Below are 25,539 nucleotides of genomic sequence, written 5' to 3'. Positions count from 1 at the left end.
ACTCTAGCCATAATCCCAAATAGAAAGCAGTCAGCGGCAAAGCTTATTAACTCGCGAGTGTACCGAACGACACCTTGTAATCCAGCCTGTATATAGTCAGAACCTTTTGGACTCAATACTGGAAAATCTAAGAGACAATTTCCTTCATCTATTGTACTAAATTCAATCGCTGCTTATCGTAATGCATCCGCTTTCGCAGTGCCATTGTATTTTGCTTAATATGTTCTCGCTCATCTAACACTTCATTAGCTCTACCGTAGAATACATCGGCAGGTGTCAGATTGTTTAGTGATTCATGATAGCGTTCATAATTGTAATAGCTAATGAACTTTCGAATTTGCTCTTCCAGCTCGCCGGTAAAGTAATAATTATCCAGCAGAATCTGATTTTTCATTGAACGATGCCATCGCTCAATCTTACCCTGAGTTTGAGGGTGGTAGGGCCTGCCTCGCGTATGCGACATTCCTCGGTCTTTTAGATACTCTGCAAGCTCACCTGAGACATAGCAAGGGCCATTGTCACTCAATAAGCGTAGTTTGTGATCCACCTCTACACTATCAAGGCCTGTGAAGCGTAATGCATCGTCGAGAGTTTCACTAACATCGCTAGCGCTCATGGTTTTACATAAACGCCATGACACAATAAAACGAGAATAATCATCCAGTACGGTGGACAGGTAATACCAACCCCAACCGATAATCTTGAAATAGGTAAAGTCTGTTTGCCACATTTCATTGACTTTCTGAGTTGGCTTCTGGTACTTATCTGAAGCTTTCATTAGGATATACGCAGGGCTTGTAATAAGATCATGCTCTTTGAGCAGCCGATAAACACTGGACTCTGAGATAAAGTAGCGCTTTTTATCGGTATAGCGTACAGCCAGCTCCCGAGGTGACAATTCAGGCCTATCCAGTGCTAAGTCGATCACCGCAGCACGATGCTCCTCAGAGACTTTGTTCCACACGGTTTGTGGAATCGGCTTCGTATCCTCAAGCCCATCAAAACCGTGTTCTTGATAACGGCCCAACCAATTATAGAATGTGGATTTGTGAATATTCAGACGATCCAGCGTCTGGCGAACCGGCAAATCAGAGTTTTGTACCAGTTGAATAATTTCGTATTTATCAGCAGCGCAGTACCTCATATACCGTCCTCCCCATCTCCGAGCACGCTTTTTTTGAGTAGCTTGTTCTCCATAACGAGCTCGCCCAGGGTTTCCTTTAGAGCAGCTGATTCAGCACGCAATTCTTTAACTTCTTCTGAGTTTGCTTCGCGAACAGTATCGCCTGATAAGCGCTTCTTGCCAGCTCCATAAAGTCTTTTGACCAACGATAATAAACATTGGGATTAATACCTTCCTTGCGGCAAAGTTCTGCAATCGTATCTTCACCACGAAGGCCTTCGAGTACGATACGATTTTTTCCTCTGCTGAGTATTTCTTTCGGGTGTGGCGGCGGATATCCCTTACGGTTTTTTCAACGCTGCTTTTCTTAGTCATCATTACATCCTCTTGGGGTTAACGATGAACGAAATGTGTCTCTTAAGCAATCAGGCTATTTGGTCCACATGGGGCTGACGGGATACAGTTTCGAGTTAGGCTCGGAAATCAAATCACTAAGAGAAAGATTAGATAAAATTGAAAGCATTTTAAAAAATCAGCAAACACTCTAAGCGCTTTCAGCTACTATATTAGTGTTGTATTTTTTCCTCTTCGTATACCTTTTTATTATCCAACCAGTATCGCTAGGCTAGTTACAGGCACACACCATCAGTCATATTGGCTGCACCCACATCGACTAAGTAATTCCGAGCAGAACTAACATCAAGAGGACGGCTAAAAAAGTAGCCTTGAATGTCATCGGAGCCAACTTTATTCACCAAATCCTTTTCGCTCTCCGACTCGACCCCCTCAACAGTCACTTTCATATTCATATGATGAGCCATTTTGACAATGGCCTCCAATATCGTTCGATGCTTATCGCTTTCTATAAGCTTTTCGGTGAGAGATTTATCAACTTTCAGACCGCTAAATGGTAGCTCTGATAGATAAGAGAAACTAGAATAGCCTGTACCAAAATCATCTAAAATTAATTTAAACCCGAACTGATGTAGCTCCCGTATGGATGCAGAAGCAAGCCCACCCAACTCGATTAGCTCACTTTCAGTTATTTCAATTTCAATCTGATTTGGCCGAACTGATTGATCTACACATATATTCAACACAGATTTAGCAAAACTAGAGTCTTGCAATTGAACAGGAGAAACATTCACGGAGACTGGAACACATGGAATGTCAAATTTCTTCCAGTCTACGAGCTCAGAGCAGACTCTTCTAAACACCGCATAACCAATATCCATAATTTTCCCGGTTTGCTCTGCATGGCTAATGACATCAAAAGGGGGCCAATCCCGACTATCCGACTTAAACCTAGATAAAGCTTCAAAACCAGAAACTAATCCAGCTCGATCGACCTTAGGCTGAAAAACAACATCCAACTGAGTGCGACAATCAAGTGCCCCCACAAAGCCATCCAATTCAGCACGCTCTTTCGCCTCGACGTCTAGTTGAGGTGTGTATACAGAAAAGCGAGATTTTCCATGTCCTTTAGCCGAATACATCGCTATATCCGACTGCCTTAATAGCTCTTCGTAAGTTGATTCTGACTCACTCAAAACTACTCCCATGCTAGCAGAAAGCTTTATACTCTCTATTTCGGAATAATTTAAAATTTCATCCAATATTAGTCTGGCCACATAAAGAGCCTTGGCTTCTGAATTGACCCGTTTTAGAAAGACATTAAACTCATCCCCCCCGAATCGAGAAATTAACGCTTCCTCCCCATGGAGACAAGTACGTAACAAGCTGGCTACAATTTTTAATGCATTATCTCCGACCGCATGCCCCTTAGAATCATTAATAAATTTGAAATTATCTAAATCTATAAAGATAAAACAAGAAAGTCCTTTATGATCCTTGAGGTTTTTAGTAACCAATTCCCCCATACGCTCCCGATTCAAAAGACCTGTTAAAACATCATTGTTCGCTCTATATTTAAGCTGATCCCCTCGATCCTTTGCTTGGAATGCCAGCTTTGAGTATCCAATAACATCATAAATATGATGCCATGAATCATCATTCATCAGTGATGAAAGCTCGCACAACAATATGCCGTATTGTGAGTTGCCAGAATTAACGACAAACTTTTCCACTGAATTCGATGAAGAGAAAACCGAACATCCTAAAGCTTCTCCTACTTCCCGGGAAATTAGAGGTGAATTTATCCCAAAATTTTCAATACGATTTAGCTTTTCATCAAGATCCTCAAAATGCAATTCCAAACCTGAATTCTCACCTAAAAAGTATAGGCATTTGGGCAAGTTGTTTTCAATTTCGAAAAATGCGCATGCAGATATTGAATCCATTGCCAACATGCCGACGATTAGATTTTCAGATAAATTCGACTTTTCTTGAAACGACGCCTCACTAACCTCTTTAATAACTGACAGCGTCTCAACTTTTCTGGATAACGCGCTATTCATACTAATCAAGGAGTCGCCTATTCCCCTCAATTCATTATCCATCAAATTTGAGGAATTAGGGTCAACTTGATTTTGAATATCCTTTATTCTGTCAATAGGCTTAGTATACTTTCTCAGCAATTGAATTAAGAGGAATACGAAAACCAAGTTCGAAAGAATATAAAACAGGGCAGTATAACTAAACGCTTTCGATGGAAGTATAGATACACTTGGTAATCTTGTAGACAATAGATAAAATGATATTTGCTCAGAATCCCCATACCCCGGCATGAACAAATTCCAAGAGGCGAGTACCGCTGCCCCCTCAAAAACACTATTCATATTCCCAGAATAAATTAGACCATTTGAATTAGTGCATGAAACACTAGACTTTTCATCTGTCAAAACACACAGCACTTGACTGTCCGCAAGAACAGTATGATGCCAAATATCAAATAAATTTAGAGACACAGATATATTAAAAATACTTTCTGAAAATCTTTCCTGTCTTCCTTCAAGAAAAATATGATCATCGATCTCTACCCTTCCTGAATTCAAATATTTACCATTCTTCTCCTGACCCTTCTTTAAATTTGAATAGCTTTCCCCATCAAATATAATTATGTCTTTAAACTTTGATTTTTCAGCCAGAGATTTTGAAAGTTCATACTGTTGCAGATAATGTTCCCTAAGAATATTAGAAGAATCTGATCTGTATAATTCCAATATTTTCAAGCCATTAAGAACAATGGATTTCAGGTTTTGATGATTAAGTTCTTTCTCTACTTCTTGTACACGTTCGCTTTCGTTATAGGCTACCGAAGAAATTGTTACAAAGGAAGGTAATACAGATAAAAGAACAATCAGTTTGAAAAGGCGACTTGCAAAGCTAGTGTTAAAAGTCTTAGCAATATCCGGGCGCATTAATAATCCTCAGCTAAACCTATAAAACCTCCATTGTTCGCTCGAATAATATCATCCCTGCTCACCTTCGCTGTTAAAGCGTTTCTACTTTCTTTGTCGGGTCCTTTGCTATACAAGTCATAATCGGTGTTTATTGGTACCAGATTCTTATCTTTTCGAGCCCCTCCATTTCCCTTAATATCTGCTAGCTTCACATATACATAAGGTGTTCCCCATGGATCTTTCTCAATTCCACTTATGTTTATTTCATTAAGGCTATCCGGTAACTCCATAGTCTCCATGTAGTAATTATTGACTTTACTTTGAATCATAGCAATATCTGCTGCTGCCCGAAGCCTATCGGTTTTTTCTCTACGCTCTCTGTAGGAATCAAACGCAAACATCGCCAATACAGAAATAATAGCTACAGTGACAATCAATTCAAGAAAGCTAAACCCACCGCATCGAGGGTTGATGAGATAGATTCTCAGTTTAGACATTTCGAGGGTTCCAGAGAGTTATTATTCTATATATCGCCTAAATCTTCTTTTTCTTTACGGGAACTGGATAGAAAGCAGCCAAGCCAATCAACTAAAAGGCTTTAACAAACAGTCAAAAAACATCATCAACAAAGGATGTCGCCTAGATTAGCAATCAATAAGGGAAAACTTAAATACTACTAAGGAATAGTAGCTTGAGGCTTATTAGATTTCGTCATCATTGAAAAATAGCTTCCAGATAGCACACTCGATTTTCCAAACCTTTGTGAAGAGGAATACCGATGATGCTTCACTAGTAACCAAAACGTTTCAATAAGTGAATTTCCACCTAGCTTGTAATGGGAATGAGATGGATTCCTAGATATAGAGTTGAATAGCAAATCAGGCAAAATTCCACTGGACTGTCCACTTTTGCAGACGAATTGAAGCAATTTGAGGCTGTAAACACCTCTGAAGCCCCTATCACATCGATACAAAACCACCATCAAGGGACAGGGCGGCGGTTCAGGTCCGTCCCCTCTAGCTACCGCTATTCCGAAAGGACTGGTAGGTTAGTAACCGCAGGCCCTTTTTGCTGAATGCTCATATTATTGCCCACTATCTTTAATAATCGGCTTACCATTAATAAAAACACTCATAAGAACACCGACAAATCAGAACCTAACAGAAAAGAAAAAGCCGCTCGGTATTAGCGAGCGGCTTTAGCGGCCTTCCTGACCATGGACACCCTGCCCTTTAGCTCCTCGACACACTAATTCTAAGCGCATAACTAGTAAACCGATAGAGCTGACCCACGCCACTCAAACACAAGCAATCCTTAGAAAAACGCATTAATTAAATGTATCTTTAAAACGAAAAAGCCCCATCTGCCCAGACAGAAAAAGCAAAGCAGCCAAGCATAGCAAGCTTACCCAATTCATACTCGGCACCTGCCTTACGTCGGCTGTGGGCAGAGGAATCTGCCGTTGGTGTTACACCACTGATATCTGAGTCCGGCCAAGCCGCTCGCCCAGCAAAATACGTTATTGTGGTAAGTCCGGCATTAACACCAAAACTTTCAAAAGCTCCAGAAGCCTCCAAACCCAGGCGATCTTCGTTAAAATGAACAGTGGTCAAATTATTATTTGAAAATGCAAAAAACCTATATTAGTTACCGTCTCAGGAATATCTACAGTCATCAATTGATTGTTGGCAAAAGCTCCGATCCCCATATCAACCAGACCATCATTCAGGGCTAAGCTAGTGATGTTATTTCCTGCAAACGCAGATTGCCCCACATGAGTAATATCAGAAGGCATATTAATAGAGGTCAGCGAATTAGCACTAAAAGTGCGATCCGGTATTTGTGTCATTCCAGTAGGCAATGTAAAACTGGAAATATTATTCCCCTGAAACACTCCAGTGCCAAAATTTGTAATTCCATCAGGGATATCGATGCTGCTTAGGCTATTACTCAAAAATGCAAAGCCCCCAAAGTGGTCAAGGTGTTTGGCAAAGTAATGCTGGTCAAACTATTTTCCCGGAATGCCTCAGCCTCAGTAACCTGAAGACCAACGGGTAGATTCGTACCAACAATACTGTTCTCTAGAAATGTCCGAGCCCCAATATTTGTCACATTGCCGGCAGATATAGCTAATGGCCGTACGGAGGCGTTTCCCACAGTCAATGGTTGTAGTGCACTCGGATCAAGATGGTCAGTACGCCAGTTATGATTCGGATAACTTTCTGAAAGCACACGGTTTGGAAGGTAGCATGAGTTATCGTGGTAGCCGCCATGATAACGCAGTTGCCGAGAGTCTCTTTCAGTTATTGAAACGAGAGCGAGCTAGGAAAAAGGTTAATGTAAATCGTGATGAAGCACGCAGCGATATTTTTGATTACATAGAGATGTTCTACAACACAAAACGGCGGCATGGTTTTAATAATCAGCTGTTACTTGTAGAGTATGAGCAGCGTTATCAAGAAAGGCTGACAGGTATCTAAAGAACTGGTGGCAATTCAGTTTTGAATAAAACCCACGGCTTCCACTTATCCTGAGCTGGAAGCCAATAAAGCCTTAGTCAGGAGAGCGCTCTTCCCTCCTGCGTCATCGTTTCCTCCCGCCGCCTGCCCCTAGCTGCCTTCACATCAAAATACACCGCAAAGAACACAACACCATATTCGAGCACACGAGCCCACAGCGGTTGTTGGTATAGGTCCAATTCAGGGGATCCGGTTGTGTACCCTGTAATGTAGGAAAACAAAATAGACACCGACAATACCCAGGCCCAGCGGCTTGGATAGATTGTGGCGAAGGCCAAAAGCCATATCAGATACCAGGCATTCACAACCGGCGCGAGCAGAAAGAACACTCCCAAAACCCAGTCTCCTCTGGGTATCAAAGCGGTTTTATCTCTGAAAAATGTCCAACCGAGAATCATATAGAAGCTCAGGAACGACAGCCCGCATAACAGCGACGTTAAGGTCGCGACATACTCGGGGCTCAACCAGTGAAAAAAGGACTGCAGCAGCGGATGTATTGAACCATTAAATTGCCAACCTCCAGCGAAGGTGAATAAGACAGCGATATCGGCAGAGTTAGAAATCAGAAACGGGGCGTAAACCAAGGCAAGTATTAGAGCAAACACCAGCCAGTATTTAAGGTGTACTCGCAGCAAAACAAACGGTACAAATAATAACGCGAATATTTTTGCACAAACACTCAAGGCGATGAGTATCACAGCAATTAGTGCGTGCTTCCTCACTAGAGCCAAATAAGCGGCCATAAGCAAAAATACAGCCAAGCCATCAGGGTGGGCCGTAAAGGCTATTTCTTTAATAGCCAAGGGGCACCAAGCATACAAGACCAATAGCTGAGGCTTACATAAACGCGACAACACCAAAATTAAAAGCACATCGACAACGCTGTAAATAGATTGCAAAGCTAGAACATCAGCCGGTAGAAATTTATGGGCCAAAAGAAAGCTATACTGAAAAACAGGACCATAGATAGTGGCGACATCGGGATAATTTATTCCGTCCAATATTGGCTGCATTTGCTGGGCTATGGAGTTGTCTCCAAAATATTCACTCGGTGCTTTACCGTATGGCGTTCCCTCCTTGGAAAACAAAAATCCATCCCATAGATAACGATAAAAATCGTCTTCAAAAATGGGGTCAAAGAACAGCCCTATAAAGCGGAAGACGATTGCCCAGCCAACAATAATCCAAATATAGTTTTTTGGGCTTACTTCGCGGGGTATATTACCTGTGTCCACCTTGCTTAAAAACCAGAACACCCAAAAACTAATAGAAGCCAGAGACGACATGACAACTAGAAAGGCGACAGGATTAGATCCCCACAGGTTTTCATTGCCATAACCTAAGCCCAGATAAAGCAAGGCCGACAAGAATCCAGCAGCACTCAAAAACGATACAATGTTTTCTTCTTTGTATATTCCCATTTCAGCAACTTTCAATATCCCGTTCAATCTCATACAAAAGAATGACTCAAACTCAGTGAGTAACAGAGTAAATCATTTTCAAAAAGAATATTTCCGAAAAATTAATAATTAATAAATCGATAAACATTTAGAATGACGATGTGATATTTCGGTGACATCTGGAGCCAGGCTTTCACTAACATGTTTTCTCGACACACATCAGATGCCTAAAGCATCGATTAATCGACGGAGAAAACAGTGAACAAATCAAAAGCAGCTCACAGTAGAAATCGTATTAAGCCTTTATTTGTCGCTAGCGCAGCTTTGCTAGGAAGTGTCCTGGCAGTTAGCGCAAATGCATCAGGCTCATTCGGCCCAGCCGGCTTTGGCCCCAAGGATCAGTACAATTTAGGAAAAGTTGTTTATCACAAAAAAGTGAGTTGCTCTAGTTGCCCCTCACCGTCCAAGGGCCTAAACAAGAGCTCCGCATCAGAGCTGATCGATAGTCTTAAATCTTCATCCAGACAGAACGCATACCTGAAATCCAAAGAGAAGAAAGCGGTTATTTACTATCTGAAGAAGCGTTACAAGATCAGATAGTTAAGACTCGGCCCTTTGGCCAACGCTCAAACTTCTTCACAAAGTTATATGTAAACAACTTATTTTGGAAAAAAAATGAAAAAACTAATTTTAGCTAGCATGTTGATGGCCACACCTGTCACCTTACTTGCTGAAGGTAGCCCCTGGTTATTAAGTCCAGGTGAAACCAGAGTGCAACTGTCTTATGTCTCCCAAGAAGCTGACCGCCTATTCGCAGGCGATAACGAAGTCGACATTCCCGGCGGTGGTGATTTAGAACAATCGACCTATTGGATATCCCTCAGTCATGGTATCAATGATGATTTGGAAATTGATTTTCGCGCTGGTTACTCAGATACCGACATCGACGGTGGTAGCGGCCAAGACGGCATTACCGACACCACGATCGGTCTAACCTGGCGATTTCATGATGAATTTTTATCCGAGAGCAACGCACCCAGCGCCGCCATTCGGGTAGCGGCCACAATTGACGGTGACTACGATACCGGCGCGATAACCGCCATCGGCGATGGAGCCTCAGGCGTTGAAGCTTCGATTATTTTAGGCAAAGCCTTTACCAGCCAATTCGCCGTATCCGGTGACATTGGTTACCGCTATCGCGACTCAAATGTAGCAAACGAGGCCTTCTTAAATCTAGCGGCCTATTATGCAATCAATGACAAGCTAAGCACTTCAATTGCATACCATAAAGTTGATGCTCGTGACGGCCTAGATATCGGTGGTCCTGGTTTCACACCGTCGCGCTTCCCCGAAGTTGAAGAAGATTACGACCTATATGAGATCGGCATTAATTACACCATCACTTCAGACCTTAGTTTTGGGGTTAGCTACGGCTCATTATTTGAAGGAAAAAACGCCCCCAAAAGCGATGTTATCAGCGCTAGTTTTGGCTTTACCTTCTAAACGCTTTGCCAATTGTTAAGTTTGCTGGCGGCTCACAAGAGCCGCCTCATATCATCTGCCATAGGTTATCGAATGTTTGCTCAAGACACTGTGTCGGTTGTAATTCCCGCGCTCAATGAAGAAAAAGCCATCGGCAAAGTTGTCGCCAGCTTGCTTTCCCAAGCAAACTCCGATGGCGAACGCCTCATCGATGAGCTCATTGTTTGCGACAACGGCTCCAGCGACAACACGGCCACAGTTGCACAGGCCCATGGTGCTCGCGTTGTATGCCAACCACAGCCGGGTTACGGAATTGCCTGCCTCACAGCTATTGCAGCCCTAGAGCACCATGGAATCGTTTTGTTTGTAGACGGCGATGATTCCTGCTTGGCATCTCAGGCCATTGATTTATTAAAGCCTTTTTCAATGCATGAAAATGGCAGTAGCTCCGTTGACATGGTTATAGGATCTAGAGAACTAGGACGGATTGAAGCTGGGGCGTTAACCCTAAGCCAGCGCTTTGGTAATCGCCTTGCGACTTCGCTTATGGGATATTTTTGGGGAAGCACCGCAACAGATCTGGGCCCTTACCGTGCTATCCGCTACAGCGCGCTTCACTCTTTGCAAATGCAAGATAAACGCTTTGGCTGGACAATTGAAATGCAAATAAAAGCCTTACAACAGCACATGAATGTTGCCGAAGTTGCAGTCGACTCGACTCGGCGAATCGGCACCTCAAAGATTAGTGGTACTCTATCGGGCGTTATCGGTGCAGCAAAGGGGATATTGGGTATGATCATTAAACTTCGCTGGCAGCAGTTTCGAAAAAGAAAATGCTGCCTTCCCGCTCGCACAAAACTGCAGAGCGCCAGTTGATTAAACCCGTATAAGCGCAAACAACACTACGCCCTAATAAGACTGATTGTTCAAGCAAACCGAAAGAAATTAAACATCAAAGGTAGACTATGTTTACAACACGACCATCAAGCTCCTTAGATTTTCACAAACGAAGCCCAATTGAAAGGTCAAAACCCATGGTGAACAACACACCTGCTGGAGACAGTGCTGGAATAAAGCTCGGCCTAACATTACTTACCGCAGCCAGCCTCAATGCCTTTGCAGCACCGGAACCAGAGGCCATTGAACATTGGCGAGCCAGCGACGAAAGTAATACAGCAACCATTGATCACAGTGCCTGGCAAAATATATTGGATCGATACCTCGATGATAACCACCCATCAAAGGTAAACCTATTCGATTACGCCTCTGTTAGCCAAGCAGACCAAAAGATTTTAGGCAACTACCTCGATACCTTGCAAAATATTGACCCTCGCAGCTATTCCAAAGCTGTACAAAAAGCCTACTGGATCAATTTTTATAATGCGCTAACGGTACAAGTTATCCTGGATAATTACCCCGTTGAATCCATCACCAAAACAGGTGAAGGGATTTTCAGTTTTGGTCCATGGGATGATGAGCTTGCCGTTGTCGATGGCAAAGACCTCACTCTCAATGATATCGAACACGGCATCTTACGCCCCATCTGGAACGATAACCGAATCCATTACGCCGTGAATTGTGCCAGCATCAGCTGCCCGAACCTTGCAGGTGATGCTTACACCGCTCAAAACACCGAATTCCTGTTGGAAACATCGGCCAAGGCTTATGTCAACCACGAGCGTGGTGTTCGTTTCGATGACGGCGAACTAACAGTATCAAGCATTTACCACTGGTACGCTGTTGATTTCGGCGGTGAAGATGCAAGCCTAATCGAACACCTAAAGCACTACGCATCACCGAAGTTGAAGCAACAACTCAACAACTACAGCGGTGGCATAAACCACGATTACGACTGGAACCTTAACCAAAAGTAAGCAATTAAGTTTGGCGCCGTACGGAGTAATATTGTGCAATACACGCTATATCGGATAGCAAAAACACTCAGCCTTGTGTTGCTATGCAGCATTGGTCTGATCGCTTGTAATGGCGACCAAGATACAAAACGCTTGCAGATTACGGGCTCCAGCACTATTGCTCCATTGCTGCTAGAGCTCGCACAGCAGTATGAGACGAATCACCCTGATGTCAGAATTGATGTTCAAACAGGTGGTTCAGCCAGAGGTATCGCAGACAGCCGTCAAGGCCTGGCTGATATTGGAATGGTTTCCCGAGCGCTAAAACCCAGTGAGAGTGATCTAACTCCTCACCCTATTGCCCGTGATGGTATCGCCATCATTTTGCATAAAGATAACAGCCTTAGTGAATTAAGCCGGCAGCAAATTATCGACATTTACACCGGCAAGATTAAAAATTGGCGGCAGCTAAGCGGCAAAGATGAAACCATAGCTGTGGTTAGCAAGGCCGATGGGCGTTCAACTCTTGAACTGTTTTTAAGCTACTTCAACCTTAACAGCTCCGACATTCAGGCCCACGCGATTATCGGTGACAACGAACACGCCATTAAAACAGTGTTAGCCAACAAAGCTGCAATTGCCTATGTTTCCATTGGTACGGCCGAATACAATGCGAGTACAGGTGTGGCGATTAAGCTGCTTGCAAATGATGGAATTGTCGCCAGCACTGAAAACGTTGCCAATGGCTCTTTCCCCTTAGCCCGAAGTTTGAACCTGGTAACGCGAGGCGAGCCTTCCACTCTCGCCCAAAGCTTTATCGATTTTAGCCAATCGCCCCAAGCTCACAGCGCGATAAAACGGCAATATTTTGTTCCGCTTTAAAGCTGAGTTGAGTTTGCACCATGGCCTGGCCGTGCTAACGGCATTGGTCGGTATTTTGGTGGTTTTTATATTTTTATTTCTATTACAAGAATCTTGGCCCCTGCTGTCAAAAATATCACCCAGCAGACTGTTTACCGACCCTAGCTGGCACCCTAGCGAAGAATACTACAATGTTTCAGCCATGGTTGTTGCCACGCTATTGGCAACATTGGGAGCCCTTGCCATAGCCGCACCACTCGGCATTGCCTTCGCGATTTACTGTGAATTTTACGCCGCGCCTTACCTAAGCAAAGCCCTATCTTCGATACTGGAGTTACTCGCCGGTATCCCTTCCGTTGTTTTTGGCTTATGGGGCTTGGTGGTTCTGGTTCCAGTTATTAGCAGCTGGGAAGGTCCAGGCACCAGCTTACTGGCCGGCATTATTATTCTTAGCATTATGATACTGCCCACCGGTGCATTGCTCGCAAGATCAAGCTTAGCTAACACCGCCCAGCAATGGCGCCAAGCTTCAGCCGCCTTAGGCCTAAGCCGATGGGCCATGGTAAAGACCATCGCCCTGCCGGCCAGTAAAACCGGCCTAATCAATGCGCTGATCATTCAAGCGGGGCGTGCACTCGGTGAAACCATGGCCGTACTAATGGTTTGTGGCAACATTGTCGCAATCCCAGACAGCTTATTCGCACCGGTCCGAACACTGAGTGCCAATATCGCCTTGGAAATGGCCTATGCCATGGGTGACCACCGTGCTGCCCTGTACAGCACCGGCTTAATTTTATTGATACTAGTAACAGCGTTACTGTGCTTCAGCAGGCCCAACCTTACCGAGAGAAGCCATGCCTGAGTTCTCTTTATACAAAGGAATACCGCGTTTTTCACTTACCAAAAGCCGCTTAATACACGGCCTGATCGCGGCGGCTGTGTTACTCGCATTATGTGTGTTCGGTTTTGTGCTTTCAGATATCGCAATCAAGGGTTGGCGTCATATTGATTTCAGCTTTCTGACAGAAAACCCGCTGGATTCAGGCCGTGCAGGCGGCGTGTTATCGATCCTTGTTTCAACCTTAGCGGTTGTTTTGATTTGCCTATTCATTGCCATTCCCCTCGGCGTAGCGACTGCACTCTGGCTGGCCGAGTTCAGTGATTCCAGTAAAACTCGGCCTATCGCTGCTTGGCTAAGACGTTTGATTCACCTACTCTCAGGCATCCCTTCCATTGTTATTGGCTTGTTTGGTTTTGTGTTTTTCTGCCAAATTTTGGGCTTAGGTTATTCCTTGCTCGCAGGTGGTTTGAGCCTTGCCTGCATGGCACTGCCTTTGATCATTGGCACTATGGAGCAAGACTTTCGCTCATTGCCTTCCAGCTTACGTCAGGCATCTTCCGCTTTGGCCATCTCACACAGTGCATTTATCTTTCACATACTGCTGCCAGTTTCCGCTCCAGCTTTAATCACAGCAACGGTGTTAAGTATTGGCCGCTCATTAGCAGAAACCGCCGTACTGTTATTTACCAGCGGCTATGTTACACGTATGCCCGAGTCCGTTTTGGACCCCGGGCGAGTGATGTCTGTTCATATTTTTGATCTCAGCATGAATGTTACTGGTGGTGACAACAAGGCCTATGCCTCTGCTCTGGTATTAACCGCTCTGATCATTGCGCTGAATTTTTTTACCAAGATAGTAATTGCTCGTTTTAAGGCTCGCTTATGATGTTTTCAATGGCACAATCCTTTAATCGCCTGCTCGGAAAACTCGCAGGCTCTGCTCGCCGCACCCACATACAACGTAGCGAGCCAACAAGCGCCAGCTTCAGAAAGGAGCGGGCTTCAAGCGTCGGCCTAAAACAAGTTAGCGTATACTATGGTTCAAAATGTGCCATGAAAGCCGCAAGCATTGACCTGGAAGCCGGCACAGTAAGCAGTTTGGTTGGCCCATCCGGAAGTGGAAAAAGCAGCCTACTCGCCTCCATAAACCGCTTAAACGATTTGCAACAAGCTAGGACAACGGGCGAGATTGAAATAGATGGTAAAAATATACTGGACAATGATATTTCAGTATCCGCACTGAGGAAGCAGGTTGGGATGGTTTTTCAAAAACCCAACCCTTTTCCACTGTCCATCGCCGAGAACATAAAGTTCCCCTTGCGCGAGCACGGCATCAAGAACAAAAACACGCTCAACGAAAAACTGGAACATCAATTAAAACAGGTAGGTTTATGGGATGAGGTCAAAGACAGGTTGAATGACTCCGCCCTACAACTATCTGGTGGCCAGCAACAGCGCTTATGCATAGCCAGGGCTCTCGCCCTCTCTCCTAAGGTGTTGCTCTTAGATGAACCCTGCAGCGCACTTGACCCCATAGCCACCGCGCGAATAGAAGACTTAATCACCAAACTGAAAAGTGACTACACCATCTTTATGGTTACCCATAATCTCGCCCAAGCTAGAAGAATCTCCGACAAAGTCGCGGTCTGCTGGGTGAAAGACAATACCGGTTACATTGTTGAATCTGGCCCTACAGAAATAATGTTCACCCAAGCCAAAGAAGCGATCAGCCAACACTATATCAACGGCACCTTAGCGGGTAGTTAAAAACGCTTATTAAGGGCCAGGTAAATAGACACATTTTCAATATTAAAATAAGCCAAGTATAGGAGAAGCCACATGACAAGTTTGAAACATTTCAAAGCTCGTATTGAGTTCCTCTCCTATAGAGATGAGCGCAGTTTCGCCCTCCCATTTTAGCTTGATACATAGCCATATCAGCCTCTCTCATCCAGGCCGATTTGTCGACTCCACAATGAATCTCACTCGCCCCTATACTCACTGAAACCGAGAAATCCTCCTGTTCCGATAACTTTTGTGATGCCATTCGAATGTTCTCGGTAATCGTCTCTGCTTCAGGCCACTGCGTGCCATTGAGCAAGACTAAAAATTCATCACCGCCCAATCTGAATATCATATCCTGACTTCGAGTGTTGCGCTTAATGGTGTCGGCAATGGCCTTAATGATTCTGTCCCCGATGTCGTGGCCAAAGTTATCATTGATGGTTTTAAAGCAATCAACATCAATCAGTAAAACTACTGCGGAAATATTCTTCTTTTTATATTGCTCGATAGCGGTTGCGAGTTCATCATCCAAAAGGCGGCGATTGGATAGTTCAGTAAGAGGGTCTTCCTGAGAGACTCTTCGGAGTTTATCTTGCAATTCTTGGATGATATATACCACAACACAATTAATGGCGATGGTGATTCCAAGAGACAGAGAGGCCCTCAATGCAATCGCAGCACTCATTTCCAAAAACATTAACACGAATACTGAAGTGGTCAGTGAGATTGAAAAGAACAAGGCCACTCGCATCGGTAGTACAAAAATAGAGGTGGCCACCACAGGGAAAACCCAGAAAACGGATTCTACACCCTTGTGATGTACAGCGAGTGTTAAGGCGGCGATCAAAAAACTGACCACAATGGAATAATGGAAGAACTCGCGTCCTCGTCGAATAACGCACACCGTGTTAAAAGCAAGAGTTGCAACAAAAGTGAGTAGGCAGCTGCCCAACCAGAATTGACCACTTGTAAAAGCCAGGATGGCAAAGGGCACGATAGCAAAAAAACAAATTAAGTTGATGGTGTAAAGCAGTTGTTTGCGATGCTTATTGATCTTCAGGATGGCTCCATGGTCATTGGGCACGAAACGAATATCTTCCATTACTACTCCCTTACGCTACTGGAATACGGTAGCGCTGGTTCAATCGGTACAACGAATTCAATTATAAAAAATAATAGCTTTAACTAGCAAAGAGTCGATGTTGATATATCTGAATCGGAAGAAAAATGACAAGCCGCTACAGATGGTTCAATAGGAATACATGAGGTAGCTTTCTGCAAAGATATTTGCGATCCAGCGAGCGTTTCGTTTTTCTGGGCTTCAGTTTTACTTTTTCAGGTATTTTTGCCGCGAAGACGTGGGCGATATCAAACTCAGTGGAATGGGTGACACGCTGGCACAGTGAGCGTGTCCTTGCCTTGGGGAGGGACACACGAGTGGGAACGAGGCCCGGGTCGTGCCCCTGTTATCTAGGATTGTATGCATAGTGTTTTGCTTCTCGGCCATCCAAACATTGGATCTTGATGACGAACTAAAATCTATATAAAACAATGGGTTATGTAAACCATTGAGTGTTTATGTTACGTGTGTAGTATTAAAAACTTGTCTATTGGGGGGGGCGAGTTTGATGGATTTTATAGATAAAGAAGGAGATATTATGAGCGTACAATGTAGCATTGAGGGTATTTCTGCAGCTCAGATATTCTGATTATCAGGCGCTGCCTGCGTATACCTGTTTCCCAGATGCGGGAGTCAAAGCGGTAAATCGCCTTGTTGCGGAGGAGCCGTTGGGGCGCTTCACCAAGGGTAAGCTCTATGCGCCTAAAATGGGATTAATCGACGTTCGCAAGCCTTGCTGAAAAAGCCCCAAACTGCAGGGCTTTAAGCCGGAGGGATTGGTGAGTTCGGCCTGGAAGTTGTAACTGAAGGAAGCACCCAACCAAACCTTCCAGTAAGTCTCATTACAATGACGCTAATTCTTCATATATCAAAACGGCCGAACTATAGCTATACCCAATACTGTCGAGGTTTTATCGTCAACAAGATCCAATGCGAGTGTAGGCGCAATACCGAAATCACCGATGTGAAAATCATAGCTGATGGAAGCACGGAATAAATCTTCTGAGTGTGGATGATGGCCACCGATGTCTTCCTTGCCAGCACCCACCCCTAATTTTAATCCCTTCCAAGGGTGTAGGTATAAAGCCGCAAGTTTTATTTCCACACCATCACCGTGGTGTGCGTCTTCGGTTTTTTCATACAAAAAGCCCCCACCCAAACGCTCAGAAAACTTATATTCATACTCCAAGCCATAGGAAGAATGGGTTTCGCCATCCGTGGTGGTAGCCCCGATAAAAATGCCTGGAATATGCTTAACTTCACCTATACCACCAGAAAACGACGGCGCCGCCTGAATGATGGTGGTCAGCACAATTGTAGACAACAATTTATTTTTCATTTTTTCTTCACAATCCAATTTGAACATTTCAGCCTTGAAACTGGCGCTAAGCCAGACAACACGGCCGCTAAAGCCCGCTTTATTTATGAAACAAGCCTATTTAGCGGTTTTTATAGTAGTTGAGGATACTGATGAGATATCTTTCAATAATCTCGGTATTGAAAAAGACTGTTTTGGGCAGGTCGCCCTCTTTTACGTTCAGATAGTAATCCTGTGATGCATCCCATCTCTGTCTGAGTCTATTTACTTTCACACTCACATCTTGTGGGTAACTTTGATCTTCTATCTTTCTCATCCCGTCATCGAAGTTTTTCACTGCCAACTTCATTTGCTTTTCAACGTTGAAGTCTTTCAAACCGGCTATGGAAACAATATAAAGCTTTGCCATTCGCTCAATCAGGTATCGTTGCAACTCCACATCACTCACCCGATCACCATCTTTAACCCCATTGCCGCGAAGAACACCCACCAGATTCTCTGAGCCTTCCAACATGACTTCGCCCATATCAATAATTAGCAATCCGTTATCCCTTGAATAGGGTTCAAGCAGGCTATCCTTGAAATCTGACCAGATCATTTCAACGAATTCAAAGTCATCCTGAATGTTCTTATAACCTGAAGAGTCAGCCAGTAAGGCCAGGCTTCCATCAATCTTTCTGACCTCTTCAGACAGCTTTTTCTCTGAAGCTGATGAATTGAGGTTATTCCCCATATAAAAGTAATTTTTGACGATGCTTTGACTAAGAATGGCAATATTTTCCGCTGCCACCAGTGCTTCAAAATTTTCATCCGACGCTTTTACAAGGAGTGACGGCAGTGTAAGGGAGCCAAACAGCACCCACTGTAATAAACCCGAAACAGATATCTTAAAAAACTTCATGACCTCACACCCCTTCAATTGCATAAATGACTTGCTTGATTATTTCGTTGATGTCTTTCTCTAACTTTCTGGCGGCACGCTGACCTAAGGATGGAACAAACCTTCCTGATTTACTTGCCGCCATATATTTGAATACAGAGAAATCTTTCTCGACTTTATCCAGCTTGGCCTTAGTGTCTTCACTTATGTATTTGGGATAGGCGTCTGTTTCCAGCTCGTGGTAATAAGCTTCGAACTCAACAAGAATGTTATCCACCTCTTCATAGTAGTTTTCGTTCGAGACGTCCCAGGCCTTCATCATATAAAGTGATGCGAGCCTCTGAACCTCCATCCCAAGCTCAGAAGCAACGATTACGTAATGCTCACCTTCTATATGGGTTTCTTTCGCGATGAGCTCTGCTATCTTCCAGCACTCTTTGTCTAAAGTTTCTATATCCAGGTGAAGTTGAAGCGCCAGCTCTCGCTCGGGTTTTTGGGTAAGGACAGATCTGATCTTTTTCCATATGGCTTCATTTTGGGACACCAAGGCATCTAACTCCGGCCCTAGATGCTGCCCTTTCTTCAGGCTGGCGAAATCTTGATCAACCTTCCTGATGGTTTCCTTTAAATGATTCGGAGGATCACCAAACTTGACGCCCATTCCGACAAGACTGTAGTCCTTCATCACTGTTTGGACGCTGGTGCAAATTTCAGCAATATTGTGAACGTCCTCGACAGAGGCTTCTGCATTGACTCGGAGACTCAGACAATAGAAGAGCATTATGAGAGCCGACACTCTACGTGAAGCATTGAGTTGTTTAACAAATTTCACAGATTCATTTCCCATGACTTAACGGTTCGATTGTGACAATCGGTTTTTTCAACGTTCCTATATAGGCGGCTTACTTCTCGGAAGACGTTTTCAACTCTCCCCACAAGGCACGCCCAAGGGCTCGCGACATTTGAACCAAACCTCTACGATTGAAGCTGGACAGCCTCTAAAGCCACCCATATCAATCGATTCAGTATTTGGCATTCACCCGATGGATATAAATTTTGCTTGGCGTCAAAATAATCATTACTGAGCAAAGGCGGAGAAATTTACGGTTAAATTAACGCGCCAGTCGTCAAACTTTGCGAAATGGCGGAAGTTAGTACGTACGAATACCAGAAAAGCAGAAGTTCGGACGCATTTTGGATATTGATCTCGTGTTTGATATAACCAAACACGCTAAGGGGATATTGAAGCTGTCGGCGGGCTCTTTGGCTTGGCTGAGTCATTTAAGCGAAAGAAACACTCGATTAATGTATGACAGCCCAAACTTGGCAAGAATGACAAGCAATAACGGCTTCACGCGACGGAATCAATCCGAACCATCGCTGGATGATGCACTTTGCATACAGCCGCTATGGCGCACCTAAAGCGCTATCCTAGGCGTAGTGAGGGGACTCGATAGTCATCTCATAAGACCAGTCAAATTTGACATAGGTGTGTCCACCCCAAAAGCCATATACTACTCAATGGTCAGTGCAGGCAAGCAAGATCTATACTCGATTCTATTTGGAAGCGCTCTGTTCATTTCTATTTCAAACGCATTAAACAAGGATACGCAATGCTGGCAAATTACGAAGAAATCCTGTGTTTTGCCGCTGTTTGCAAAACTGGATCCATAACTCAAGCCGCCAACTTCCTAAATTGTTCAAAAGCGAACGTTAGCAAAAAAATAAACAAGCTCGAAAAGAGAGTTGGTGAAAAGTTATTAAAACGCAGTACCCGATCAATATATTTAACGGAGGTCGGAAAACAGTTCAAAGAACAAGCGGTAAATGTTCTTGACGAAATAACGATATTGGAGAAAAACACCAGAGAAGAGAAAGGCAGCTTATCGGGAAGGTTCCGTATAACCGCACCAGTGTCGCTGTCCTCATCCATTTTATCCCCTCTTATTCTAAAACTAAACGCTAGGTTTCCTAACATACAGTTTGAATTGATTCCAACGAATGAAAACCTGGGATTGCTCGAATCAGACATAGATTTGGCAATCAGAACAGGAAATATCGTCGACGATTCTCTTGTCGCAAAAAGAATCGGGTATTTTCATGAATCCTTTTTTACGTCCTCATCCAACATTGAAAAATACAAAGATATTCAAGTGAGCTCTCTCGAAAATGCCCCTCTACTTCTTAACGAGTTGGGAAATGTCGGCTCAGAGATTAGAGTATTCGAAAACGGACATTCGCTTGCATTAAAACCTAAAAACTGCATTTTTATACATGAGTTTCAAATCTCCCTAAATCTTTTATTCGAAAGTGATTATATTGCCTGGCTTCCAAACTATTGCCATGGCATTAAACGAGGCTCAGAAGAGATAACACCTATACTACCAGGCCTCCATGGTGAACCGTGGCCGGTATACCTGGCATTTCCATTCCAATCACCGCTCCCTCTCAAATTAAGATCCGTTATTGAGCTCGTGGAGGAACACTTTTCTGACGCCTCAAAATAATTGTTTACATACGGAAACCGCCTGTTTAGGTTCAGATACTAATAGTCCCTCCTCGATAAACATAGAATTGCACAAACACTCGCTCAGAGGGCACTTAGTATGACATCCAACCACAGACACAACCCTTTCCCCGTAGCCGAGCCCTACGATGGTATTTATGCCCATGGAGTAGAAGTTCTGCCCAACTCTAGACAGCTTCACATTTCAGGACAAATCGGTATCGGGCCCGATGGAATCCTTCCAAATGCGTTTGAAGACCAAGCAAGGCAAGCCTTTGAAAACATAAAGGCCACGTTAAAATCCGCAGATATGGATATAAACGACTTGGTGCATATGCGGTTTTATATCCTTGACCGAGAACATGTGGCCGCATTAACCAAGATAAGAAAGCAGGTCATGGAGGGCGTTTCACCCGCCGTTACCACGTTTTTGGTTTCTGGCCTGGTAAACGAAACATGGTTGATAGAGATTGAGGGATTAGCCAGTAAAAAACTGCACGACTGCCCTTCCATTGAATCTGAAAAAAATCGATATGCAAGACTGCTCTAAAACAGAAATATAAGAACAACGCACTCAACCCAATACTTACCGAGACGCAAACAGTCGCTTTTTTATAGGGGATGCCTTTTGGGAAGCGAAGTTAAACCACCCCTTCCGCTTCCGCTTTTTCGATGCACTCCACTCGGTTTTTGGCCCCCAGAATTTTGAATATTGTCTGCAGGTGAGATTTCACGGTGCGCGGGCTGATGAACAAGGCTTCGGCGACTTCCTGATTCGTCAATCCTCGCTTGATCAGCCTGACAATTTCAAGCTGCCTTTTACTCAAAACCGATTCGGTATTCTCAAAGCTGTATTTGCTGACGCTCGCAACTCGCGTTTCAATCTTTGAGGAAATATGAAGCTTGCCTTCCGATATACAAAGAATGGCCTGTTCGACTTCATCGATCGGGGAGCTTTTCAGAACGATCCCTGAAACACCTAGCATTAAGGCTTCTCTGAAAATGGAGACTTCTTCCAGGGCGGTTAACACTAAAACAGGTACGACTACGTTTCGGGTGTGCATGGCCCGAATAAAGGAGAGACCATCAATGACCGGCATGGATATGTCGAGAATCAGCAGGTCAAAAGGTTCACTGGCAAGTTGATCAAGTGCCTCGACGGTATTAGATGAGGACGTGATTCTGAAATGGGGGTTTCGTACTGATAATAGGTTTACTAAGCCATCAGAGAAGATGGGGTGGTCATCCAGACTGAGAATTTTCATTTGATGCACGCGTAAGTCAATTTACTTGTAGTACTAAAGTATCAAATATAACAATTCGAATTAGCAAAAGAGTATATTTCGAAAAATCCGAATAATATCAGGAGTTTACAAGGTGGAAAATAAGATATTTCGAAAAAACGGACTCGTTTGTGCAATGTTGTGCGCGACCGCACTCGTCAGTACGAGCGTTAATGCTCAACTGTTTGACAGCTTGAAGAAGAAAGCTGAGGCCGCTATTTCGAAAACCAAGGGATCGGACGTCACAAAGGCCAAAAACTCACCCATCCCCAGCAAAAAGCCCGACCTGGGCGATGGCCCAAGTGAAAACCTGCGTTCATTTACCCAATGTGCAGGCCTGGAGATCAGCAATGTTATGGTTGGTGTTGTAGGCGACTACACATTTAAAAATGGCTTTAACAACGAAGAACGCTCAGGGTTTATTAAACGTCGCAAGGGCGCTGTTCAGCACGGCTGTGTATTACCGTCTATCTACTCCAGAGAAGTCATTCACATGGAAGTCGACAGCAAACAACTGCAGTCTCTGGGCTCAAGCTGGGAAATGCAGTGCGTAAAATCCGCCGACCCAGGTGCGGGCGCGCTGGGTGATAAGGAACCTAAGTCTGAATACCCGTACAAAGCCGATTATTTGAGCGGGAAGGACGTGATGCTGCACTGCGGTCACGGCCAGGAAAATGTCGAGGCCTGCGCCAAGGGAAGCAACAGCGAACGATCCACAGCAAACGCTGAGCGCTTGAAGAAACGGGGCAAAACCATGCTGAGTGTTCACGGCAATACCAGCACCCTGGCCCCAGCAAACGGGGAAAAGGTCTATTGCCAGTACTATAACTCTGATAGCGGCAAGAGCCTGTTTGCCTTCGAGTACTTACGTACCAGAAACTAATCGAGTATCGTGCCTGCCGGACATTTTAGCGCGGCGCTCAAACCGCGCTATTTTCCATCATCAATGTTACCGCTGCAGATCTAAGCTTGGCTGCTTGTATTGGCTTATGCAGCAGTGTCACATCGGCTTCTGCGACACGTTTCAGAGTGTCTTTTGAGGTTTCACCTGTGAGCATTATGGTCTCAAAAGAGACCAGACCAGCATCTCTCAACGCGCTCATAGCGTCTACACCCGTAATATCTTGCTCCAGTCTGTAATCAACGATTAGCAGGTCCAAATCAAGTGCGTCATCTGCGATTAAAGATTGCGCTTCCGATAAAGAATTAGCCGAATAGGAAGCCGCGCCCCATTCTCTGACCAAGCTCGACAAGCTTTCCCTGATCAGATCTTCATTGTCTAAAATCAGCACCGTCATGCCCGACAACGGCGCAAAGAAATCCACTGTCTCTACTTGACGCTCAATCGACGACGCGTCACCCAGTGGCAGCTGTAATGTGAAACAACTCCCGAGCAATGGCTCACTCGATACCTGAACTGACCAGCTCTGAGAGTCGCATATTCGTTTCACAATGGAGAGGCCAAGTCCCATACCGCTTTTAAAGTCTCTCTCCTGATTTTTGACTTGATGAAAATCATCAAATATTTTCGACAAATGCTCTGGCGCAATGCCAATTCCCGTATCTTTAAAGCGAATGATGACGGTATCACCGTCCATTTCGGCTTCAATAAGTATCTCCCCGCTCGCCGTATAGCGAATCGCATTAGAATACAGATTTTCTGTCGCCCGCCGGAGCATCAGTGGGTCGGCATAAACGGTCAAATCATTCGAGACAAACCGAACACTCAAGTCAGGATTCGCCTCAACCTGCTTTCTATAGTCATTCGCCAGTTCATCGAAGAGGTCTTTCACGGAAACGTGGGAAAGACTGGACGTCATTGCGCCTGACTCCAATCGTGATATATCCAACAAGCCATTCAGGATATTAGATATATTCCCCAGGCTTTTCTTTAAGTTGTCCCTGAAGCGGCTAAATTCTTTTTCACTATTTGTGTATTCCATCGCTTCAACGATAAAAACCGACGCCTGTAAAGGTTGTCGAATGTCATGACTGGCCGTCGCAATAAATTTTGATTTCTCAAAATTCGCATTTTTCGCTTCGGTATACGCTTCTTCAAGCTCAATTCTCAGCTTGATTGACGTCATTGAAGAGCTGTGAAGATCCCAACCATAGAAAATAAGAGAGCCCCAAAGAAATGGGGTCATCAGAATAAGCAGATCTCGCCCCTCTTCCTCCAAGCCAAATACGAGATACGCCAGCGCCGACAGCGGCAAACTCATAAACGCAAAATAAGCATAAGGGTAGAATGACATGGCCGGTGCCGGTAATGAAATCAGCGAAATGATAATGATAAACATCACCCCCACATACAGAGTGGGCGCATCAGATAAGAAGATCATTGAGGGCAACATCCAACAGGCTCCCCACAAAAACGACATAAGCAGAATAGCCCTCCCCCAAAAGGATCCGGAAAAGTTTTTCTCTCCGCTGTCGTAGGCATAAAACAGAAGATAACTTAAGACCAGCGTCAAGAGGTTACACGTCCCCCATATCATGGCTGCACCCGGTATCGCGTAATCTTTGAACAGCAGGTACATCAACACCGCGGTGACGCCCCCCACGATCAGATGAGGCCTAACCAGCTTCATAAACGTTTGATGGCGTTTTTCATCAATCTCAGAAGCGTGTTTATCCTTTTTCCATGCTGAAAGGAAAGCCTGTTCAATCAGTTCTTTTGCCATGAATTACGTGGGTGCCAGTAAATGAAAAGACGGCAATTGGATCAGAGAAAGAGGAAGGTGGCAACGGAATTAATAAAAAAGTGTTCAGATTGTCTGATGATACCAAAGTACCAAAAATCTACACTTTTCCATTACTTATGGTCAAATGCAGCGCTCGTATTCAACCAACCAATCTAAGGTAATAAGTTAATGAAATGGATGACATTTCTTTTTTTAAGTATTTTTCTCGTCGCTTGCAGTGATGCCAAAGATCCATCTCTTGAAGCAGCGGAAACAGCACTGTCGAACTTAAAAGAAGGGCGCAAACTGCTGTCTGCAATAACCACTATTAGTGAGGCAAAGGCCTCTGAAGCAAGAATTGCAGAAATTGGGCAAAGTTACAAAGCTGCCATCGAGATCATCGGTCAGAATAAAGATCCGGACATCACACAGGAATTGATGAAAATGACGCCTCATCTTGCCTCTGAATATCAAGGCCTTATCCTGGATCTGAATGCATTGCAAAGCCGAAATGTTGAAGCTGGAAACATCATTCTCGATGAAATCAGAGCGTTCAAAACCAAATAAGAACTAAAATGGGGC

General features: G+C 44.3%; 20 protein-coding genes and 3 pseudogenes. 12 read left to right on the top strand and 11 right to left on the bottom strand.

The window, feature by feature from the left end:
- Positions 1-148 precede the first annotated feature (148 nt).
- From ABWW03_RS18735 to ABWW03_RS18720, 4 genes and pseudogenes are all read right to left on the bottom strand, one after another.
- Positions 149-1,501, bottom strand: a pseudogene (locus ABWW03_RS18735) (IS3 family transposase).
- Positions 1,502-1,752: 251 nt separating this feature from the next.
- Complete coding sequence (locus ABWW03_RS18730) at positions 1,753-4,443, bottom strand: putative bifunctional diguanylate cyclase/phosphodiesterase (RefSeq protein ID WP_353410987.1); 2,691 nt, start codon at positions 4,441-4,443, stop codon at positions 1,753-1,755.
- Positions 4,443-4,922, bottom strand: coding sequence for a competence type IV pilus major pilin ComGC (locus ABWW03_RS18725; RefSeq protein ID WP_353410985.1), 480 nt, complete (start codon positions 4,920-4,922; stop codon positions 4,443-4,445). Before ABWW03_RS18725 ends, ABWW03_RS18730 begins: the two co-directional genes overlap by 1 nt.
- A gap of 1,112 nt (positions 4,923-6,034) precedes the next feature.
- Positions 6,035-6,382: pseudogene (locus ABWW03_RS18720) on the bottom strand (leucine-rich repeat domain-containing protein); the annotation flags it as partial.
- A gap of 172 nt (positions 6,383-6,554) precedes the next feature.
- On the opposite strand from ABWW03_RS18720, the pseudogene ABWW03_RS18715 reads away from it, so the two are divergent.
- Positions 6,555-6,905: pseudogene (locus ABWW03_RS18715) on the top strand (IS3 family transposase); the annotation flags it as partial.
- Between the two features lie 77 nt (positions 6,906-6,982).
- Here the strand turns inward: ABWW03_RS18715 and ABWW03_RS18710 are convergent.
- Positions 6,983-8,380: a hypothetical protein gene (locus tag ABWW03_RS18710; RefSeq protein WP_353410983.1), complete on the bottom strand. Its 1,398-nt coding sequence runs from the start codon at positions 8,378-8,380 to the stop codon at positions 6,983-6,985.
- A gap of 639 nt (positions 8,381-9,019) precedes the next feature.
- Between ABWW03_RS18710 and ABWW03_RS18705 the strand changes: the two genes are divergently transcribed.
- From ABWW03_RS18705 to ABWW03_RS18675, 7 genes are all read left to right on the top strand, one after another.
- Positions 9,020-9,847, top strand: a complete 828-nt coding sequence (locus tag ABWW03_RS18705) for a transporter (RefSeq protein WP_353410981.1) — start codon at positions 9,020-9,022, stop codon at positions 9,845-9,847.
- Between the two features lie 72 nt (positions 9,848-9,919).
- Positions 9,920-10,702, top strand: coding sequence for a glycosyltransferase family 2 protein (locus ABWW03_RS18700; RefSeq protein WP_353410979.1), 783 nt, complete (start codon positions 9,920-9,922; stop codon positions 10,700-10,702).
- 158 nt (positions 10,703-10,860) lie between these two features.
- Positions 10,861-11,700 (top strand): DUF547 domain-containing protein, encoded by an 840-nt coding sequence (locus tag ABWW03_RS18695; protein ID WP_353410977.1) that lies wholly within the window; start codon positions 10,861-10,863, stop codon positions 11,698-11,700.
- A gap of 33 nt (positions 11,701-11,733) precedes the next feature.
- Positions 11,734-12,561 carry a phosphate ABC transporter substrate-binding protein gene (locus ABWW03_RS18690; RefSeq protein ID WP_353410975.1) on the top strand — a complete coding sequence of 276 codons (828 nt, stop codon included), beginning with the start codon at positions 11,734-11,736 and terminating at the stop codon, positions 12,559-12,561.
- The gene (gene pstC / locus ABWW03_RS18685; RefSeq protein WP_353410973.1) at positions 12,548-13,402 is read left to right on the top strand and encodes a phosphate ABC transporter permease subunit PstC; all 855 of its coding nucleotides are present in this window, start codon (positions 12,548-12,550) and stop codon (positions 13,400-13,402) included. The genes ABWW03_RS18690 and pstC overlap by 14 nt, the downstream gene beginning before the upstream one ends.
- The gene (gene pstA / locus ABWW03_RS18680) at positions 13,395-14,267 is read left to right on the top strand and encodes a phosphate ABC transporter permease PstA (RefSeq protein ID WP_353410971.1); all 873 of its coding nucleotides are present in this window, start codon (positions 13,395-13,397) and stop codon (positions 14,265-14,267) included. The genes pstC and pstA overlap by 8 nt, the downstream gene beginning before the upstream one ends.
- A 167-nt stretch (positions 14,268-14,434) precedes the next feature.
- Positions 14,435-15,148, top strand: a complete 714-nt coding sequence (locus tag ABWW03_RS18675; protein ID WP_353410969.1) for a phosphate ABC transporter ATP-binding protein — start codon at positions 14,435-14,437, stop codon at positions 15,146-15,148.
- Between the two features lie 91 nt (positions 15,149-15,239).
- Here the strand turns inward: ABWW03_RS18675 and ABWW03_RS18670 are convergent, their stop codons facing one another.
- From ABWW03_RS18670 to ABWW03_RS18655, 4 genes are all read right to left on the bottom strand, one after another.
- The gene (locus ABWW03_RS18670; RefSeq protein ID WP_353410967.1) at positions 15,240-16,268 is read right to left on the bottom strand and encodes a GGDEF domain-containing protein; all 1,029 of its coding nucleotides are present in this window, start codon (positions 16,266-16,268) and stop codon (positions 15,240-15,242) included.
- 886 nt (positions 16,269-17,154) lie between these two features.
- A complete protein-coding gene (locus tag ABWW03_RS18665) occupies positions 17,155-17,625 on the bottom strand; it encodes a hypothetical protein (protein WP_353410965.1) in 471 nt (156 codons plus the stop codon).
- 100 nt (positions 17,626-17,725) lie between these two features.
- Positions 17,726-18,505 (bottom strand): hypothetical protein, encoded by a 780-nt coding sequence (locus tag ABWW03_RS18660; RefSeq protein WP_353410963.1) that lies wholly within the window; start codon positions 18,503-18,505, stop codon positions 17,726-17,728.
- A gap of 4 nt (positions 18,506-18,509) precedes the next feature.
- Complete coding sequence (locus tag ABWW03_RS18655) at positions 18,510-19,316, bottom strand: hypothetical protein (protein ID WP_353410961.1); 807 nt, start codon at positions 19,314-19,316, stop codon at positions 18,510-18,512.
- A gap of 781 nt (positions 19,317-20,097) precedes the next feature.
- Here ABWW03_RS18655 and ABWW03_RS18650 point away from each other — a divergent pair.
- Both ABWW03_RS18650 and ABWW03_RS18645 read left to right on the top strand, forming a co-directional pair.
- The gene (locus ABWW03_RS18650) at positions 20,098-20,991 is read left to right on the top strand and encodes a LysR family transcriptional regulator (protein ID WP_353410959.1); all 894 of its coding nucleotides are present in this window, start codon (positions 20,098-20,100) and stop codon (positions 20,989-20,991) included.
- Between the two features lie 99 nt (positions 20,992-21,090).
- Positions 21,091-21,540: a RidA family protein gene (locus ABWW03_RS18645; RefSeq protein WP_353410957.1), complete on the top strand. Its 450-nt coding sequence runs from the start codon at positions 21,091-21,093 to the stop codon at positions 21,538-21,540.
- 91 nt (positions 21,541-21,631) lie between these two features.
- On the opposite strand, the gene ABWW03_RS18640 is transcribed toward ABWW03_RS18645, so the two are convergent.
- Positions 21,632-22,255: a response regulator transcription factor gene (locus ABWW03_RS18640; protein WP_353410955.1), complete on the bottom strand. Its 624-nt coding sequence runs from the start codon at positions 22,253-22,255 to the stop codon at positions 21,632-21,634.
- A gap of 112 nt (positions 22,256-22,367) precedes the next feature.
- On the opposite strand from ABWW03_RS18640, the gene ABWW03_RS18635 reads away from it, so the two are divergent.
- Entirely contained in the window at positions 22,368-23,156 is a 789-nt protein-coding gene (locus ABWW03_RS18635) for a hypothetical protein (RefSeq protein ID WP_353410953.1), read from the top strand.
- Positions 23,157-23,193: 37 nt separating this feature from the next.
- On the opposite strand, the gene ABWW03_RS18630 is transcribed toward ABWW03_RS18635, so the two are convergent.
- Positions 23,194-24,957 (bottom strand): ATP-binding response regulator, encoded by a 1,764-nt coding sequence (locus ABWW03_RS18630; protein ID WP_353410951.1) that lies wholly within the window; start codon positions 24,955-24,957, stop codon positions 23,194-23,196.
- A 189-nt stretch (positions 24,958-25,146) separates the two neighbouring features.
- On the opposite strand from ABWW03_RS18630, the gene ABWW03_RS18625 reads away from it, so the two are divergent.
- Complete coding sequence (locus ABWW03_RS18625; protein WP_353410949.1) at positions 25,147-25,524, top strand: hypothetical protein; 378 nt, start codon at positions 25,147-25,149, stop codon at positions 25,522-25,524.
- Positions 25,525-25,539 lie beyond the last annotated feature (15 nt).

The organism is Pseudoteredinibacter isoporae (assembly GCF_040372805.1).
Taxonomy (GTDB): domain Bacteria; phylum Pseudomonadota; class Gammaproteobacteria; order Pseudomonadales; family Cellvibrionaceae; genus Pseudoteredinibacter; species Pseudoteredinibacter isoporae_A.
Note: the sequence above shows the minus strand (reverse complement) of the source record. Positions and strands in the feature narration are given on the sequence as shown.

Bases quoted from the DNA above. Each gene is read 5' to 3' on its own strand.
- ABWW03_RS18730 (WP_353410987.1), bottom strand. From the start codon at position 4,443: ATGCGCCCGGATATTGCTAAGACTTTTAACACTAGCTTTGCAAGTCGC.
- ABWW03_RS18725 (WP_353410985.1), bottom strand. From the start codon at position 4,922: ATGTCTAAACTGAGAATCTATCTCATCAACCCTCGATGCGGTGGGTTT.
- ABWW03_RS18705 (WP_353410981.1), top strand. From the start codon at position 9,020: ATGAAAAAACTAATTTTAGCTAGCATGTTGATGGCCACACCTGTCACC.
- ABWW03_RS18700 (WP_353410979.1), top strand. From the start codon at position 9,920: ATGTTTGCTCAAGACACTGTGTCGGTTGTAATTCCCGCGCTCAATGAA.
- ABWW03_RS18695 (WP_353410977.1), top strand. From the start codon at position 10,861: ATGGTGAACAACACACCTGCTGGAGACAGTGCTGGAATAAAGCTCGGC.
- pstA (WP_353410971.1), top strand. From the start codon at position 13,395: ATGCCTGAGTTCTCTTTATACAAAGGAATACCGCGTTTTTCACTTACC.
- ABWW03_RS18675 (WP_353410969.1), top strand. From the start codon at position 14,435: ATGAAAGCCGCAAGCATTGACCTGGAAGCCGGCACAGTAAGCAGTTTG.
- ABWW03_RS18670 (WP_353410967.1), bottom strand. From the start codon at position 16,268: ATGGAAGATATTCGTTTCGTGCCCAATGACCATGGAGCCATCCTGAAG.
- ABWW03_RS18665 (WP_353410965.1), bottom strand. From the start codon at position 17,625: ATGAAAAATAAATTGTTGTCTACAATTGTGCTGACCACCATCATTCAG.
- ABWW03_RS18660 (WP_353410963.1), bottom strand. From the start codon at position 18,505: ATGAAGTTTTTTAAGATATCTGTTTCGGGTTTATTACAGTGGGTGCTG.
- ABWW03_RS18650 (WP_353410959.1), top strand. From the start codon at position 20,098: ATGCTGGCAAATTACGAAGAAATCCTGTGTTTTGCCGCTGTTTGCAAA.
- ABWW03_RS18645 (WP_353410957.1), top strand. From the start codon at position 21,091: ATGACATCCAACCACAGACACAACCCTTTCCCCGTAGCCGAGCCCTAC.
- ABWW03_RS18640 (WP_353410955.1), bottom strand. From the start codon at position 22,255: ATGAAAATTCTCAGTCTGGATGACCACCCCATCTTCTCTGATGGCTTA.
- ABWW03_RS18630 (WP_353410951.1), bottom strand. From the start codon at position 24,957: ATGGCAAAAGAACTGATTGAACAGGCTTTCCTTTCAGCATGGAAAAAG.
- ABWW03_RS18625 (WP_353410949.1), top strand. From the start codon at position 25,147: ATGAAATGGATGACATTTCTTTTTTTAAGTATTTTTCTCGTCGCTTGC.